Raw genomic sequence first — 14,536 nt, 5'->3', positions numbered from 1 at the left:
AAAGCTTGGCGGTGTCAGCTGATCTCGCGGCCTTCGTCGCGATCGTCGTAGTTCCGCTCAGTGCCACGTTCGTGTACGCGGTCACGTTCGGCGGCCAGCTCGATCATCCTCTGCTGCGCGGTCCGCGAACTGTGCTCGTAGCGTTCCCGCTGCGCCTTGAGTTCGTTCTCCTCGACGGCCAGCGCGTGGAAGATCTCCGCGCGTGTGTGGCCGAGCTGCGCGACGTAGGGATGGATGCCGCCGAACGCGTCGAGATGATCAGCATGCCGCTCGCCGGCGGCAAGCCCCTTGAGCGCATCCTCGGCTTGTGCCAACGCGGTCTGCTCGCGATCGTCGCGTTTGAGCATCTTCATGAACAACTGTTGAGCTTCAATCGGTTCGGCGATACGTGACTGTGGTTCCTCGCCGGTGTGCTCGCGGTGGTGTTCGTCTTCGCCGGCAATCTTCATCGTCATGTACATGCGGTTCATGTGTGTTCCGCGCGTCATGGCCGGGTAGAGCATCGACTTGGTGATGTTGTCGGGATCGCCGATCGGGAGACCCACTTCGGCGTTCGCGCCCTGCGCGGCGTGGATGGTGCCGACATACCCGAGCACCACATGCTCTTTGACGTAGGCGGCCGGCAGGACCGCGCGGGCATTGTCGTTGAGTCGCTGCGCGGTGATCGAACCGTCGCGCTCGTTGACACCCACCACCCGCCACCGGTGCGCGTTGGTGACGATCGCTGGTTCACCGCTGATTGCGGCGACCTTCGGGTCGGCAGTGACCTCGATGTCGTAGTTGTTCATCCGCGTCATGATGATGTCGCCCCAGATGGCTTGCTGCTCCCGGGAGATGGGCACGCGCTCCAGCTCGTAGCCGAGCTGGTTTTCCAACGCGATGTTGTTGATGCGCTGGATGCGCAGGTTCAGTGAGTCGGCCCGCTCCCACTGATCGGCGATAGCCATCACGTCCTGGCCGTCGGCGACCGCATCGAAGTAGTCACGCACCAATTGGTCGGCCATCGACAGTTCGTCGCCGGCGCGCAACCTGTCGTGTGTCGCGTACCAGTGGGCGACCTTGCGGATCTGCGATTCGGTCTTGGCGTCGCGCAACGCCAGTGTCATCGCTTTCTCTTCGGGGTCGACCTGGCGCCACACATGGGTAAACCCTTGTGTCCATGGAAGGTTCTCCGACAGGTCGCGGAACATGCCGCCGCCAGCCTGCACCGGTTGCAACTGATGCGAGTCTCCGATGAGGATCACCTTGGAGTGCGTGGCGGCGGCCTGCTTGATGATCTCGTACAAGTCGCGGTCACCGGCCGTCGCCGCCTCGTCGACCACGACAACGGTCTTGTGGTCCCAGTCGATGCGGTCTTTGGCGATGCGGTTGCGCACCGCGGCGATCGTGTAGAACTCGTGGCCCGCCTCTTTCTCGTGGGCCTCGGTGAGCGCCTTGCGTGCCGCCGACATGACGACGATGCGTTTCCCTTGCGACTCCGCGCGTTCTTTGAACGCTTTGAGGGAGGTGGTCTTGCCGGTACCCGCCGGCGCCTCCAACACATTGATGAAGTGACTCGACACGGCGAGTTCGGTCATCGCCTTCTCGGCGCCGAACTTCAAACCTTTGGCGGCGAACCACTCTTGGCGCACGTTGACGGTGAACTCGCGCGAGGTGGCCTTGCAGAGCTCCAGGATCTCCGCTTCGCGTTGCAGCGTGATCATGTCGGTGTAGCGCAAGTGCCCTTCGCGATGCCAGGACTGGCGGTCCTCGACGATCTGGAAGCAGCCTTCCTCCAAGATGCCGTCAACCGCTGCTTCGATTTCGTCGACCGGGATCACCTCGACCCCGCGGCCCGGACCCCACAGTCCCGCCACTGCCTCCACAACATCGGCCCGCGTCCACGCATTCTTCACGGTGCCAAGGAGTTCGAACACTTGCGCCGCGGTCGGCCGCTCCCCCGGGCCTTCTTTCGCCGCGGCCGCCGCCACGACTCCAAGGAAATCTTCGACACTCAACGATGCCGCGCGCGGGTCCTGCTGCCACCTCTCACGCAGCTCGTCGTAATGCAGCGACTCGAGTTTCTTCTGCCGGGTGGCCCGCTGGGCGGTGTCGAGCCACTCACGTTCGCCTTTGGCCCACCCACGCTTCTCTTGGTCAGCGGCGTCGCTGTGTTCGGCGTCGGCCATCCGTCGCGAATACTCGCCGAGGTTTTCCTGAGCCCACTCCATCAGTGCGGTCTGCCGACGCGACCACTCGGTGATGACCGCGCGGCTGAACCCTTTGATTTCGGCGATGCCGGTGTGCGGGTCGACCTCATCCCACTCGATACCGAGTGCGGCGGACAGCCGGTCGCGCAACGACTTCTGGAAGATCATGCCGGCCGCTTTGGCTTCGTGGTACATCGACTCCGAGTCGATGGTGACCATGCGGCCGTCAGCGCGGGCCACCTTGCCGGGCAGCAGGCAGTGCACGTGCATGTGCGGATCACATGTGCCGTCCGACAACGGCCGCGCGGTGTGATGGAAATAGGCGATGAACGGCAGCGCGGGAAGACGCTGCATGTCCTTCTTGGACTTGTCCTGAGGGTTGGACACCCGTGTGTAGCCAGCGTGCTTGTACATGTACCCCAGCAACGCATCCTCGGTCGCTTCGCGAATCGCTGTGGTGACGATTGTGCCGACCACTGGGTCCTTGGCCAGCGCACTGGTCAGCGACACACTCTTGGGCACGGCCACCAGAACGTCCCAGCCGCACGTGCCGGGCCGCGGCTTGCCCACGCCTGGTCCGGCCGGTGAGATGCCTTCGGAAAACCAGCGCGTCACATGCTCCTGGCTGATGCCGCCACGATGCGTGACGCCCATCGCCTCGGCCGCGAACTCACGGTCACCGGCCACCAGGACGATGGGCTCCCGCGTGTCACGCTCGGAGTAGTACTCGCTCAACCCGCCGCCATACTCGTTGCCGCGCACCGCGGTTGACTCGTAGTACTGAACCGACCACTCACCCATCTTCGCGATCCGGATCACGATCGGCCCCCAGCGGTATCGCCGTTCCTGGTGGTCGGGAACAGACCGCGCAGACGATCGGCGCCCGGTCCGATCGCTGCAGCCGTCAGCCCGCACGCGGTGACAACCCAGGCCGATCTGCTCATCGCCGCAGGCGATTGATCGACCATCGGTTCCTGTCCCTTTCGACCAACCCGGCCCGCTGGCCCGCGCGAGGCGCTGACCAGGCCCGAAGGCGGTTAGCACATTTTGTGCTACTGTCCTAGGCGTTTATAGGGGCAAGGCTATCAGGACGGCTGGCGGCTCGGAAGGCGACAGGCACGGTGGGTGGCCTGGAGGGGTCATAGGAAGGGCTGAGAGCGACGGAGAGCGATCAGCAAAGGAAGAATGGTGTTGCTGGTGGCGTTCGATGTGAGGCGGTGTGAGGATCACTGCCATGACCGACGTTTCCGTTCCGCCTCTGTCTCGTGACCAGATTTTTGAGTCCTTCATGCGTGCCGCCGAGCAGGACACCAATCAGATTTTGCGGGTGTCGAATCTGCTCGGTGAAGTGCAGTCGTTGAAGGGCAAGCTCCTCGAGGCGTACGACGAGCTGGTAGAGGTGCACAGCGAGGCGGTGAGCCGGGCGCACGTGAAAGCCAAGCTGATTGAGCTGGACTTGCCGGAGCCGGGCTCGCTCAACATTGAGGCGCTGCGCGAGAAGCCGAAGGCTGCGAAGCGCCGGGCTTCAGCGGCGCGCGTGCGAGGCGACTCGGCGTCTCGCAAGGCTGCGGCCAAGGCTACGAGCAGCGTGGCGAGCGGCGGTTCAAGTGAAGCTTCGCCGGCGCCGAGCGTCAGCGAAGGCCAGCCGGCGTAACGGCAGCGAAGCGCGGGTGATGCGCAAGGATCACGGCGGGTTGAGGTGTTTCAGTTGCCGAGGCCGTGGTGCATTGCGAAGACCTGATCGTCAACTCCGGCAATCTGATCGAGCATGCGCGCGGCACCGACATGATCGGGGAAGCCGCGTGCTGTCTCGCCCGTCTGGATGATCGCAACCAACTGCTCGCCCACCGACAATTCGTATCGCGGACGTTCATCGCCACCGCGCTCCATCAAGGAGCCTGTGGCGATGAACATTTCGCGACGCGCCTTCTGTGTGGTGTCGGCGGTTCCCATGATGGTGCGTGTCCGGTCGTGGGTGGTGACGGTCAGCGTCCACGGTGTCATACGCATGAGCCTTTCAACGGTTGCGCGTGAACGCCAGGGGCAGCACTCATCCTGTGGACAAGTGCCGCCCCTGGTGGGCGCCTGTGGATTACCGGGGCGGCCTGTAATCATCGCGCGTGGGGTCCGCGTCATGCTCGGGCCCATCGAGGCACACTGCGACTGCGGTGCGGTGCGCTTCGCGCAGGATCGCAGTGGCACTGTGGTACGCGGCCCGATCGAGGACCTGGATAGTAATCGGTCCCATGTAGATGTCGGTCCATTTGACGGTGCGCCGCTGGTCGGGTGTGACCGAGCTACGCGACACGGCCGCGTACTGGGGCCGGTGCTTCCAGTCGATGGCCACGGTGGGGGCTTCGTACGGGTCGTCTTGCATCGGGTGGACCTCGGTGGGCAGGTACACGAGGGTGGCGCGTGCGGCGGCGACCCCTTCGAGGACGCCCTGCGCTGCGCGCGCGTTGAAGAAGGTCATGAGTACACCGCCTCCCCAGTTGAGTGCGACCCGCGCGGCGTCGGTGCGCGCGTGGTGCACGGTGAGGTTCGCGGTCTGGACGCCGTGCAGGCGCACGTAGGTGTGCGCGATCACCGCGGGCGCGGGGTACTGCGCCGTGGCGGTGATGATGGGTGACGGTTCGGCCTTGGACATGATGGTCCCCCTTTCGGTGTGTGCTGACCCGGGCGGTCAGCACAGGGGAGCGATCAATCGGGTTGGACCGGCGAGGGCCGTACGTGCGGGCGGGGTGGCGTCGGCGGGTTTTCGGCCCGCGCGAGCGCCGAAGAAGCTCGCTTGCATAGGGCCGAAAAGGTCCTCCGCCGGCGGCGGCACCCCGCAACCGTGCGTTGGAACTCGCCAGGACAACCCGATTACCCTTGGCGACCTGCTGACGGATAAAGGTGAGTGGCTACCCAACCCACGGGCCACCCGCAGGGTGGCCATCGCCGGCCGCGCCCGGCGCGCCGGCCACCACTCAACCGGAACACTCACGCGCACAGCGCGAACGAGATGGCCCCGCCCGACCCCCGGTGTGGCGGGGGCCGGGCGGGTGTGGTGGCTGGGGTTAGAAGAGCCAGCCGATGCGCTGTGGATCGCGGTGACATGTGCATCCGCAGCGCCAGACGAACACTTGGTAGTAGCGTGCGACGATCTGGACACCGCCCTCGGCGGGCTGGCCGAGGCGATGCGGGCAGTGCTCATGGCGGCCTTGGTCGCATTTTCGGGTGGGCGCGTTGGCCGGCATCTCGATGGTGACGTTTTTGCCGCGCAGAATGTCGGGGTAGGTGATCCACCGCTGGCCATCTCGGGTGAAGACTTTGGCGCCGCGTTTGAATCCTTGGATGGGGTGCACGGTGGATGTCACCCATTGTTCCCAAAGTTCCATGGGTTGCTCGGTCATGTCGTGCTCCGTTCGGTGTGCAGGATTGGTGGTTGTGCTGCCCGGCCGGGCCCCGGTTGGCGCGGGGTGACCGGCCGGGCGCGCGGGCCTAGGTGGTGGTGAGCATCGCGACTGCGTCGTCGAGGTAGCAGCGGGCGTCGCGGCGCTGGGCGTCGGTGGCGTCGTCGGCCAGGAGCACGGTGGCGGCGTAGGAACGTGCCGCGTGCGCGCATTGGTGGCGACGCTGTGGTTCGTCGTATGCGGCGACGGCGTCGTGGATCTCGGCGCGGGCGAGTGCGAGCGTTTCGGTGGTGCTCATGGGTTCCCCTTCTGTCTGTGCTGACCCGGGTGGGGTCAGCGTTGGGGAGCGATCAATCGGGATGGCCGACGGCGGGCAAGCCGGCGGGCGGGGTGACGTCGGCGGATTTTCGGCCCGCGCGAGCGCCGAAGAAGCTCGCTGGCATAGGGCCGGAAATGTCCTCCGCCGGCGACGGCACCCGCAACCGACTGCTTGAGCGATGGCGGACAGCACGATTACGCTTGGCGACCTGCTGACTGGTTTGGTGAGTGGCTACCCAACCCAGGGGCCGCCCGCAGGGGGGCCATCCCCGGCCGCGCCTGGCGCGCCGGCCACCACCGGGCCGACGGCCGCGCACCACCGGATCACACTGCATGGGCCGGCGACTCGCACCGAAACCACCGGCCCGCGGCGGGAATTAATGTCAGCGGATCTGCTGGCGTTGCTCACGCGCTTGCGCGGAGAGGATCTTCGCGTCGAGCCGCTCGATGCGCGCGGTGAGCTTGGCGACCGTGTCGATGTCGCGATCGAGTTTCTTCCACCGGACGGGTGTTGCGATGCTGGCGGCGGCGGGATCGTGCTGGCCACCGCCGAGCATGATCGCGGTGTGCGCGAAGGTCGGCGCTGCTGCGGTAGCGCCGCGGCTGCGGCGCCGATTTCGGTGTGGGAGTGGGCAGCTGCACGAACTGCTCGTCGGTGGCCAGGACGAACCACTCCAGCAGGGGCGGCAGTGGGATCCGTGTGGTGTACGTGGGCGGCGGCTGCAACGCCATGTATTCGTCGGCGCGTTCTTGCAGGACAGCCATATACCGATCGAGGCTCATCGGTTCGGGCGTGGGGCCGGCGTTGTAGCGCTGCTGGAGGTGGGTGAGGTACTCGCCGATCGTCATCGGTTCGGTGTGCTGCTGGTGTGTCATCGGGATGGAACCTTTCGTGAGAGATGTTGTGGGGCACGAAAAGGGGGGCCCGGTCATCCGCGTGTGTGGAGATGACCGGGCCCGGTGCGCAGAGCTAGGCGCCGCGAGTGCGCGCCGCGGATGGGACGCTGCTGGGTGTGATCGCCCAGGGCCCGGAGCTGTATCCGGGGAGGCGGTGAATCAACCGGGCTTCAAGCGCTTCGGTGAAGGCTTGCGCTTCGCTGCCCTCCCAGTCGGGGTGCTCGCAGGATTGGTAGCGGTAGCAGTGCAGCGCGTTGAGCAGCTCGACGTTGGTCCAGCCGCGCTGGGCCGGGGGCCGGTACTTGTAGATCTCCGGTGCGGGCGGCTCGTTGTGCAGGTGCGCAACCGATGCGATGTTCTCGTCGAGCAGCATCTGCCCGACCGTGCTCGCGGTCTCCGGCTGTAGCTCGCCGGCGACGGTCGCGGTGTTCCACCGCAGCGCTCCCAGGCGCGGATCGCGCAGGCCTGCCCAGAGCAGGACGTGGATGTGCTCGACGTGGACAACGAATGCAGTCATGGTTTTTTCTCCGTTCGAGTCAGACTTCGTGCGCCGGTTGGCGTGTGGACAGTGGGACCGGCAGGGTGGCGCTGCTCAAGCCGGAAAGTCCTTGCGGGGTGAACCGGATTTGTCGCCCGCGAGCGGGAGCGAGCTGATAGGGCGGCAAATGTCATTCGGCCGGTGAAGCCCGCGTGGACGAGGCTTGACGGCGACGGGTCCCTGTCGGTCACACTGGGAGCACGCTGACGGCAAACAATGGTGAGTGGCTACCCAACCCAGGGGCCGCCCGCAGGGTGGCCATCACCGGCCGCGCGTGGCGCGCCGGCCACGCCCCCGCCGGCACATGCGATGCCGGATCACACTGCACGCAACCGATCCCCGGGTGCTGGGCGCGGGGACCGGCTGTGCGGTGGTGGTCAGGCCAGGCCCGCGCTGGTGATGCGCTGGCGGATGGCGGTGAGGCTGACTAGTCCTGGTGCGATGGTTGCCCAGTCTTGCCAGCCGGTGAGGGCGTGTTCGATGTCGGTGTAGGCGACTCCTGTGCGGCTGATGGCGATGGTGTCGTGATTGTCGGTGCGGGTGGCGCAGGCGACGGCGGCGACGAGTTGTCCACGCTGGCTTCCGGGTTCGTAGGCGAAGCGCATTTGGCGGGGCTTCCCGTCGATCGCGTCGACGAAGGTCCAAGCAAGTGCGAAGTCGATTTCCATGAGGCTCCCTTTCGGTGTGTGCTGACCCGGGCGGTCAGCGTTGGGGAGCGATCAATCGGGTTGGACCGGCGAGGGCCGTACGTGCGGGCGGGGTGGCGTCGGCGGGTTTTCGGCCCGCGCGAGCGCCGAAGAAGCTCGCTTGCATAGGGCCGAAAAGGTCCTCCGCCGGCGGCGGCACCCCGCAACCGTGCGTTGGAACTCGCCAGGACAACCCGATTACCCTTGGCGACCTGCTGACGGATAAAGGTGAGTGGCTACCCAACCCACGGGCCACCCGCAGGGGGGCCATCGCCGGGCCACGCCCGGCGCGCCGGCCACCACTCAACCGGAAGATGGCACAAGGGGCTCGGCCTGACCCTTGGTGCTGTGGGCCAGGCCGAGCTGGTGGTGTGGGGGTTAGGGATGGACCCAGGTGCGGACGAGCTCGTGCAGTTCGTTGGTGGCGCTGGTGTCGACGACGGTGATCGGCGCTTCGTGGTCGGCGCTGTCGCGGTAGGTGCCGTAGGCGCTGTCGAAAGCGATGGTGGTCCAAGTGATCTGGCCGACTCGGTTTTGCGCGTCGAGCATCGCGTCGAGCAGGCAGTCCAGCGGCTCGGCGATAGTGGCGATGCAGTCGGTGGTGATGATTGCGGCGTGGATGGACATGACGTTCCCCTTTCGGTGCGTGCTGACCCGGGCGGTCAGCGTTGGGGAGCGATCAATCGGGATGGCCGTCAATGGTCAAGCCGGCGCGCGGGGCGGTGTCGGCGGGTTTTCGGCCCGCGCGAGCGCCGAAGAAGCTCGCTTGCATTGGGCCGAAAAGGTCCTCCGCCGCCGACACCACCCCGCTGGCGACGGCTTTACCGAGGGCGGACAGCACGATTACGCTTGGCGACCTGCTGACGGATAAAGGTGAGTGGCTACCCAACCCAGGGGCCGCCCGCAGGGTGGCCGTCGCCGGACGCGCGGGGCGCGCCGGCCACTACCGGATCTGCCGGTAGCGCGTTGTTACCGATCGCTGAATCTCGCCGTCATCATGAAGGTCGGCCATGGTTGGGACGCCGGCTGTTTGAGTGTTCGGATGCCGCGCTGGGGCCGTTCGAACAGGCCCTCCATACCGGGTGGCTCGGGTTTGGGCCGTGGTGGTTGGCGTCCGTCGTCGGGGCCGCGAAATTCGATGCAGTGGTAGCGGTCTGGGCCTTCGTCTTGCGGGAGCCACTCGGTGGGTGTGACGTCTCCGGTCATCGCGGCCATCAGCAGCGGACACCCACCTTCGTAGCCTTTCATCTGGGTCTTACGTTTGCCGATGTTGTAGTTCTGCCAGGCGATTTCGACAGGGTGACGGCAGCGGTCGCACCAGCGTGACATCCAGTCGTATCCGTCGGTGCCGTTGGAAAATGCGGGCACCTTCGGGGAGGCGGCGATCACGTCGCTGAGTTTTCTCATGTCGGTCAACGAGTTCCGTCAGGGGGTTGGGTTCTCGGTGGCAGCCCAGACTGTGTCGCGGTATTGCTTCCAGGGCAGCGATGTCTTGTCGCCGCGGGCCCGGCGTTCCAAGTAGATGCGACCGAGCTCCATCTCGGCGGCGCGGATGCGCGCTACGGGGTCACGGCCGTGGTATTCGTCGATGACGGCCTGGACCATCTGGTCGTCGAGCGGCCAGCCGTTGACTTGCAGATGCGTGTGACAGTTTCGTTGGTGAGATTTGCCGTTGCCATACACTTCGCGGCCGCATGGGCATGTGGTGTGGATCTTGCGCCATGCCGACTTGCGCGCCAGCTCGGTTTCGTAGCTTCCCATTGTCGGCTCTCTTTCGCGCTTTACCCGGCGCTATCGTTGCCGGGCGAACCTGGGTAGTTGGCGATCTTCGCCGGGGTATCGCCATAACCAGGTCTCGTAGAAACCGTCCCATCCGATGCTGATGGGGCCGCTGCGCCAGTGGTGGGGTTCGGTGCAGCCGATGTAGGTGTCGGCGGGGTCGGCGGGATCCAGGTAGATCAGGGCCCCGCAGTCTCCGCTGTCCTTGGTGGTCCGGTCGCAGTCGGGGCGGTGGTAGTCCTCGCATTCGCGGGCACAGATGAGCCGGCATTGCTGGCCGACCGGGGCGGCGCAGGAAAAGGCGACCCCGTTGTCGGTGATGGTGATGTGATGGTCGTAGGCAGTGGTGGTCGGGGCGGTTCTGGCGAGTTCGGCATGCAGATAGCTTGCGAGGGTGGGGTTTTCGGCGCCGCATGATTGGGCGTAGGTGGCCAGTGCCGCGCGGGCGTGCGGGTCGGTGGCGTATTCGAGGATGAAGTACGGGCCGATGGGTTTGCCGTCGGTACGTTCGGCGGTGATCTGGTATTTCGCGTAGAGGCCTTCGCTGGTCATGGGGTTCCTTGCTGGTCGTGGCTGCTGGGCGTGGGGTCTAGGCGGTGGTGACTGCCCAGATGAGCAGGGCGCTCCACCAGATCAGTGCGGCGTTCTGATCGGGGGTGGTGTCGGTCGGTAGGTGCGGGGTGACCTCGTCGACGACGAGGTCCGCCGACAGTCGGGGGCAGTGCTGGGCGACGGTGATCACGTGGCGGCGCAGGGTTTCCAGGGCGCTTTGGGCGGGGCGTTCGGTGTCTCGGCCGGCGGCTGCTAGCTCGGCTACTTCGCCGAAGATGGCTCCGGCGCGGATCCAGAATCGCGATTCGGCCCGGGCGACGTTGAGCACGGTGAGTGGATATCGGACGCCGGGGTCGGTGTCGTGGGCGTAGAGCCAGGTGTCGCGGTGGGTGTCGATCCAGTCGACGGCGTCTTGGGCGATGGTGTGCGCGCGCAGCTCGGTGACGGTGCTGCCGGCGGTGATGCTCATGAGAGTTCGGTTCTCCTTGTGGTGGGTTTTAGGGGCGCAGAGTGGCGTAGTCGTCGTCGACGACGGGGCCGAATGCGGTGCCGGTGTCGGCGTGGGCGGCGGCGGCGGTGACGATGCGGGCGATGGGTTCGAACAAGGTTTCGGCGTTGTTGTGACCGATGACGATGCCGATGAGGGCCTGGTCGCTCATCCGTATGACAGGGCCGCCGGAGTCACCACCTGCCGAGAGGTTGCCGGTGATGGTTCCCTCTGTGACAGTGACGGTTTCGACCGTGCTGCAGCGGCGGCCACTGGTCGTGCCGAACAGGCACACTGTGTCGCCGGGGTGGGCCTGGGCGTGGCGCTCGATGGCCAGGGAGGGGGTGATCCACGCCGACAGTGCGACGTCGGGCAGGATCCGGATGAGGCTGTAACCGTAGGTGCGGTTCTCGACATCGTCGGGTTGCACGGCGATATAGGTGCCGATGGGTCGGTCGGCGTTGTCGTAGACGGTCTGGCCGACGGTTCCGCAGTGACCGGCGGTGACGGCCAGGCGGTCGCCTTCGGCGTTGCGTGCGGTGTAGCCCAGGGTGCAGCGGGTACTGGTGCCCTCGACGTCCTGGTAGATCGGGATGCCCGGGGCGGCGACCGACAGGCTCGCCGCGGCCGCGGTGGATGCTGTGAGGACCGGGGTGATGGTGACCGCGGCCAGCAGAGCGAGGGCGTATTTACCAAAGGCCATCGGAGGTCTCGCTTTCGGTGTCGGCGTTGTTACCGCGCTTGGGGCGGGCTTTGGCGTAGTCGTAGGGTTCGCCTTTTTTGAGGATCACGCCCCCGGCGATGCCGGTGTAGTTGAGCTCGCTCATCGCGGCCAGGCACGCCTCGCGTACAGGGCAGTCCTGGCACCACTTGAGGACTTTGGTGAGCGGTTCGTGAATGGGGACGGCCTTGCCGTCGACGGCTGTGTAGGCCGTAGCGGGGTCAATTCTCTTTTTGACGACGTAGGAGACGGTTATCTCGATCCGGGTGAAGTCAGCAGCGTTGATCTGGCAGTCGGGAGGGCCGTATTCGGCGAGCTGCTCGTGCAGGTGGTAGATGGCTCTTCGAGCGGTGTCGCTGAGTTTGTGGGTGAGTTCGGGGCGTGCCCCGATGCTGATTGGTTCGTTGGGGCTAGTCGCGCACATGGTCATTGTCACCGCCTGGGTCGAGTGGTTTAGCTTGGGACAGAAAGGAATTGAGTAGTTCGCCGTCGTCGGCCTGGATGGTCCAGCCGGTGCGGGTGCGCCAGCCGCGATGTTTGGTGTCGGGCAGGAAGGCCCGTAGCGCGGTCTGGGCTGTGGCCCAGTGCGCGTCGCCGGGGACTTGCCAGTGCCAGGCGCGCACCCGACCGTGGTTGTCGAGCAGCGCCCAGCCTTGGGTGGTGGCCTGGTATTTGCAGTCGATGAGGGCCTTGTACTGCTCGGCGGTGAGCGGGTACTGCCAGACGGCGGGGATCGTCGTCACGGTGGTTGCTTCCTGCTCGACGGGTTCGGGTTTGGTGGCGCGTTCGGCGCGTAGCCAGAGGTCGCGCAGTTCGCCGCGCATGAGTTCGGTTATGGCGGCGGTGATCTCTTCGCGGTCGGCGTAGGCGTCGGCGAGCGCTTGCAGGCGGGCTCCCCAGGCGCCGGCGGTGCGGCGGAAGTGGTCATCGAGGACGGTGCGTGCGTAGTCGCGAACCTGGGCGATGTTGTGAGTGTTGGTGTAGGCGTTGGCCAGGTAAGTGCCAAGGTCGCCGTAGACGTTGGGCCGCAGCGCCGTGGTGGTGAGCTCCGCCGGTGCGTTGTTGTCGCACGCGGGTGGTTGACGGCGGGCGGCGGTGAGCACCACGGTGGGGTCTGGGTCGTCGCCGGCCTGGACAAGGGTGGTAATCAATTCGTAGGCCCAGCGAGCCACAGGGTGCTGGACAGCTGCCGCGGGGACCAAGGCAATGATGTCGGCGGCGGCGGAGGAACGCAGGTGCAGTAGGGCTCCGATGAGCTGGTCCTCGGGCTCCCACATGAACGGAAACTCCTCCGGCGCAAGGGTGTTGGCGGTGGGGGTGGTCATAGTTGCGGCTTCCAGAACGTCGGGTTGACCTCGGAGAGGGTGCCGGTGCGCATGGCGTCGCGGATGGCGATCACTGCGTCGTCGACGGCGGTTTCGAGATCCCAGCCCAGTCCACCGATGTAGCCGGCGCTGTGGCCGTAGTAGTGGTCGGCGGCAATGAGAACTTCGGCATGCCGGGCCGCGGCGGTGAGGGCGCTGAAGGCGTTGGTGAGGTCGGCGACGAGGCGTTTGGTGGTGGTGGCGGTGTTTTCGCTCAGTGCGGCGCGGGCGTGGTCGGCCTCGGTGGTGTCGCGGGGATGGCCCCAGAACTTGGAGTAGCGGGCCAGATCGTGGACGCAGACGGCGTTTTCGATGGCGGTGGAGGCATCGAGGATGGCGGTTTGCAGATCCCAGCCGACGGCGCCGCGGTAACGGGGGCTGAGCTTGACCAGGTGCTCGGCCTCGATGGCGGCGCAGGTCAAGGCGATGTAGCCGGTGACGAGGTGGTGGCCCACTTCGGTGGCGGTGGATTGGATGGGCCAGATGCGCTGCGGGATGCTCATGTTGGTGGCCTTTCATGAAGTGTTCGGGGCGCGGCGGGGCGCGGCGGCGGTTACACACGCCGGCCGTGCTGCGGAGATCTGTGTGGTCGCTCAGGCGGGGAGGCTGGCGAGCCGGCCTATGCGATCTGGCCGGAACCCGGACCAGTGGTCTTTGCCGGCGACCACGACGGGCGCGGCCAGATAGCCGAGCGACTGCACGTAGTCGCGGGCTTGTTCGTCGGTTGTGACGTCGATAAACGAATATTCAATTCCGGCTTTATCGAGTGCCTTGAAAGTGGCCTGGCATTGAACACATCCGGGCTTGGTGTAAACCGTTACTGTCATGACCTTCATCCGTTTCGTGTGCGGTATTTCACCTGTGCATTTATTCTATCTCAGCAAACGGCTTTAGCAACCTTTTTCTGATTTCATTCGATGACGAATTAGCGCCATTGTTCACTCCTTTCACAGTGCAAACATGCTGCTCAGCGGACTTTTTACAGGTCTACAAAGGCTTTTCAGCGCTATTTAGTTGTGTGGCATTTCCTGATACATGCGATCCCTGCGAACACGAACAGGGCTCGGCAAGAGAGACAGCAAATTATCTCGCCGCGAAATAAGCGACTTGCTGTTATGAGGACTGCCCGCGCGATAGCGCGGACCTTATTGGAGCGCGTGGCGAGAAAATTTGTAGACGACCTTGCCAAGCCCTGATCGTGTGCAGATAATTCGCAGATCAGAAATGACGCCTACCGGCAGCCGCTACGGCGGCGCGTGGACCGGGTGAGCGAGCGCTAGCGGCGCGGCTTCGGTCCTCCCCCGGCCCCGCGGCCAGGGCGCTGCTTTTCCCAGGCTTCGATCGTTTGCACGAGCCACAGCGGTGTGCGGCCGATGTAGTGATCCGGCTCGGGTAGATCGCCGGGACGCGATTGGCCTTCGCGACGACGACGGTTGGCTTCGTGCTGCCGGTTGCGCGCGGTCTTGAGCGACCAGTGGTTGCGGTCGGCGATCTGCGGAAGGGTCAGGTACTTCTCGCTGAGGTCGTCGCCGGCCATGCACGAATGGTAGAGGCGTGCCCGGATGCTCCGGGCCATCACCATGCGATGTCTCCTTCCGGGCGGGTCGCTG

20 protein-coding genes are annotated in these 14,536 nt (G+C 65.6%); 1 reads left to right on the top strand and 19 read right to left on the bottom strand.

The genetic code is table 11. The features are described from left to right. Positions 1-14: 14 nt before the first annotated feature. Entirely contained in the window at positions 15-3,008 is a 2,994-nt protein-coding gene (gene mobF / locus BTO20_RS37730) for a MobF family relaxase (RefSeq protein WP_087083577.1), read from the bottom strand. A 415-nt stretch (positions 3,009-3,423) separates the two neighbouring features. Between mobF and BTO20_RS37725 the strand changes: the two genes are divergently transcribed. Further along, positions 3,424-3,843 carry a hypothetical protein gene (locus BTO20_RS37725; protein ID WP_157680464.1) on the top strand — a complete coding sequence of 140 codons (420 nt, stop codon included), beginning with the start codon at positions 3,424-3,426 and terminating at the stop codon, positions 3,841-3,843. 50 nt (positions 3,844-3,893) lie between these two features. Here the strand turns inward: BTO20_RS37725 and BTO20_RS37720 are convergent, their stop codons facing one another. The 18 genes from BTO20_RS37720 to BTO20_RS37640 form a co-directional block, all read right to left on the bottom strand. Next, entirely contained in the window at positions 3,894-4,142 is a 249-nt protein-coding gene (locus BTO20_RS37720) for a hypothetical protein (RefSeq protein WP_157680463.1), read from the bottom strand. 139 nt (positions 4,143-4,281) lie between these two features. Continuing rightward, positions 4,282-4,836, bottom strand: coding sequence for a hypothetical protein (locus BTO20_RS37715; protein WP_087083571.1), 555 nt, complete (start codon positions 4,834-4,836; stop codon positions 4,282-4,284). Between the two features lie 412 nt (positions 4,837-5,248). After that, positions 5,249-5,584 (bottom strand): hypothetical protein, encoded by a 336-nt coding sequence (locus tag BTO20_RS37710; RefSeq protein ID WP_087083569.1) that lies wholly within the window; start codon positions 5,582-5,584, stop codon positions 5,249-5,251. Positions 5,585-5,672: 88 nt separating this feature from the next. Next, positions 5,673-5,882 carry a hypothetical protein gene (locus BTO20_RS37705; RefSeq protein ID WP_087083567.1) on the bottom strand — a complete coding sequence of 70 codons (210 nt, stop codon included), beginning with the start codon at positions 5,880-5,882 and terminating at the stop codon, positions 5,673-5,675. 403 nt (positions 5,883-6,285) lie between these two features. Continuing rightward, complete coding sequence (locus tag BTO20_RS39715; protein ID WP_157680462.1) at positions 6,286-6,459, bottom strand: hypothetical protein; 174 nt, start codon at positions 6,457-6,459, stop codon at positions 6,286-6,288. 413 nt (positions 6,460-6,872) lie between these two features. Further along, a complete protein-coding gene (locus BTO20_RS37700; RefSeq protein ID WP_087083565.1) occupies positions 6,873-7,316 on the bottom strand; it encodes a hypothetical protein in 444 nt (147 codons plus the stop codon). Between the two features lie 398 nt (positions 7,317-7,714). After that, on the bottom strand, positions 7,715-8,005 hold the full coding sequence (locus tag BTO20_RS37695) for a hypothetical protein (protein ID WP_087083563.1): 291 nt from the start codon (positions 8,003-8,005) through the stop codon (positions 7,715-7,717). A 396-nt stretch (positions 8,006-8,401) separates the two neighbouring features. Further along, the gene (locus BTO20_RS37690) at positions 8,402-8,650 is read right to left on the bottom strand and encodes a DUF7280 family protein (RefSeq protein ID WP_087083561.1); all 249 of its coding nucleotides are present in this window, start codon (positions 8,648-8,650) and stop codon (positions 8,402-8,404) included. 342 nt (positions 8,651-8,992) lie between these two features. Continuing rightward, the gene (locus tag BTO20_RS37685) at positions 8,993-9,430 is read right to left on the bottom strand and encodes a hypothetical protein (protein ID WP_087083559.1); all 438 of its coding nucleotides are present in this window, start codon (positions 9,428-9,430) and stop codon (positions 8,993-8,995) included. 18 nt (positions 9,431-9,448) lie between these two features. Next, positions 9,449-9,784, bottom strand: coding sequence for a hypothetical protein (locus BTO20_RS37680; RefSeq protein ID WP_087083557.1), 336 nt, complete (start codon positions 9,782-9,784; stop codon positions 9,449-9,451). A gap of 30 nt (positions 9,785-9,814) precedes the next feature. Further along, positions 9,815-10,354 (bottom strand): hypothetical protein, encoded by a 540-nt coding sequence (locus BTO20_RS39710; protein WP_157680461.1) that lies wholly within the window; start codon positions 10,352-10,354, stop codon positions 9,815-9,817. Positions 10,355-10,391: 37 nt separating this feature from the next. Further along, complete coding sequence (locus BTO20_RS37670; protein ID WP_087083555.1) at positions 10,392-10,823, bottom strand: hypothetical protein; 432 nt, start codon at positions 10,821-10,823, stop codon at positions 10,392-10,394. 28 nt (positions 10,824-10,851) lie between these two features. After that, on the bottom strand, positions 10,852-11,544 hold the full coding sequence (locus tag BTO20_RS37665) for a S1 family peptidase (protein ID WP_087083553.1): 693 nt from the start codon (positions 11,542-11,544) through the stop codon (positions 10,852-10,854). Then, positions 11,531-11,992 (bottom strand): hypothetical protein, encoded by a 462-nt coding sequence (locus BTO20_RS37660; protein ID WP_087083551.1) that lies wholly within the window; start codon positions 11,990-11,992, stop codon positions 11,531-11,533. Before BTO20_RS37660 ends, BTO20_RS37665 begins: the two co-directional genes overlap by 14 nt. Continuing rightward, positions 11,973-12,887 (bottom strand): hypothetical protein, encoded by a 915-nt coding sequence (locus BTO20_RS37655; protein WP_087083549.1) that lies wholly within the window; start codon positions 12,885-12,887, stop codon positions 11,973-11,975. The genes BTO20_RS37660 and BTO20_RS37655 overlap by 20 nt, the downstream gene beginning before the upstream one ends. Further along, positions 12,884-13,429 (bottom strand): hypothetical protein, encoded by a 546-nt coding sequence (locus tag BTO20_RS37650; RefSeq protein WP_087083547.1) that lies wholly within the window; start codon positions 13,427-13,429, stop codon positions 12,884-12,886. The genes BTO20_RS37655 and BTO20_RS37650 overlap by 4 nt, the downstream gene beginning before the upstream one ends. A 90-nt stretch (positions 13,430-13,519) precedes the next feature. After that, positions 13,520-13,753, bottom strand: coding sequence for a glutaredoxin-like protein NrdH (gene nrdH / locus BTO20_RS37645; protein ID WP_087083724.1), 234 nt, complete (start codon positions 13,751-13,753; stop codon positions 13,520-13,522). 449 nt (positions 13,754-14,202) lie between these two features. Next, entirely contained in the window at positions 14,203-14,463 is a 261-nt protein-coding gene (locus BTO20_RS37640; protein WP_157680460.1) for a hypothetical protein, read from the bottom strand. Between the last annotated feature and the right edge of the window lie 73 nt (positions 14,464-14,536).

It is taken from the genome of Mycobacterium dioxanotrophicus (assembly GCF_002157835.1).
Classification (GTDB): Bacteria; Actinomycetota; Actinomycetes; order Mycobacteriales; family Mycobacteriaceae; genus Mycobacterium; species Mycobacterium dioxanotrophicus.
This window is presented reverse-complemented; position numbering and strand designations above follow the sequence as displayed.

Excerpts from the sequence above, each read along its gene's own strand:
- BTO20_RS37725 (WP_157680464.1), top strand. The coding sequence starts at position 3,424 with ATGACCGACGTTTCCGTTCCGCCTCTGTCTCGTGACCAGATTTTTGAG.
- BTO20_RS37720 (WP_157680463.1), bottom strand. The coding sequence starts at position 4,142 with ATGGGAACCGCCGACACCACACAGAAGGCGCGTCGCGAAATGTTCATC.
- BTO20_RS37715 (WP_087083571.1), bottom strand. The coding sequence starts at position 4,836 with ATGTCCAAGGCCGAACCGTCACCCATCATCACCGCCACGGCGCAGTAC.
- BTO20_RS37710 (WP_087083569.1), bottom strand. The coding sequence starts at position 5,584 with ATGACCGAGCAACCCATGGAACTTTGGGAACAATGGGTGACATCCACC.
- BTO20_RS37705 (WP_087083567.1), bottom strand. The coding sequence starts at position 5,882 with ATGAGCACCACCGAAACGCTCGCACTCGCCCGCGCCGAGATCCACGAC.
- BTO20_RS39715 (WP_157680462.1), bottom strand. The coding sequence starts at position 6,459 with ATGCTCGGCGGTGGCCAGCACGATCCCGCCGCCGCCAGCATCGCAACA.
- BTO20_RS37700 (WP_087083565.1), bottom strand. The coding sequence starts at position 7,316 with ATGACTGCATTCGTTGTCCACGTCGAGCACATCCACGTCCTGCTCTGG.
- BTO20_RS37695 (WP_087083563.1), bottom strand. The coding sequence starts at position 8,005 with ATGGAAATCGACTTCGCACTTGCTTGGACCTTCGTCGACGCGATCGAC.
- BTO20_RS37690 (WP_087083561.1), bottom strand. The coding sequence starts at position 8,650 with ATGTCCATCCACGCCGCAATCATCACCACCGACTGCATCGCCACTATC.
- BTO20_RS37685 (WP_087083559.1), bottom strand. The coding sequence starts at position 9,430 with ATGAGAAAACTCAGCGACGTGATCGCCGCCTCCCCGAAGGTGCCCGCA.
- BTO20_RS37680 (WP_087083557.1), bottom strand. The coding sequence starts at position 9,784 with ATGGGAAGCTACGAAACCGAGCTGGCGCGCAAGTCGGCATGGCGCAAG.
- BTO20_RS39710 (WP_157680461.1), bottom strand. The coding sequence starts at position 10,354 with ATGACCAGCGAAGGCCTCTACGCGAAATACCAGATCACCGCCGAACGT.
- BTO20_RS37670 (WP_087083555.1), bottom strand. The coding sequence starts at position 10,823 with ATGAGCATCACCGCCGGCAGCACCGTCACCGAGCTGCGCGCGCACACC.
- BTO20_RS37665 (WP_087083553.1), bottom strand. The coding sequence starts at position 11,544 with ATGGCCTTTGGTAAATACGCCCTCGCTCTGCTGGCCGCGGTCACCATC.
- BTO20_RS37660 (WP_087083551.1), bottom strand. The coding sequence starts at position 11,992 with ATGACCATGTGCGCGACTAGCCCCAACGAACCAATCAGCATCGGGGCA.
- BTO20_RS37655 (WP_087083549.1), bottom strand. The coding sequence starts at position 12,887 with ATGACCACCCCCACCGCCAACACCCTTGCGCCGGAGGAGTTTCCGTTC.
- BTO20_RS37650 (WP_087083547.1), bottom strand. The coding sequence starts at position 13,429 with ATGAGCATCCCGCAGCGCATCTGGCCCATCCAATCCACCGCCACCGAA.
- nrdH (WP_087083724.1), bottom strand. The coding sequence starts at position 13,753 with ATGACAGTAACGGTTTACACCAAGCCCGGATGTGTTCAATGCCAGGCC.
- BTO20_RS37640 (WP_157680460.1), bottom strand. The coding sequence starts at position 14,463 with ATGGCCGGCGACGACCTCAGCGAGAAGTACCTGACCCTTCCGCAGATC.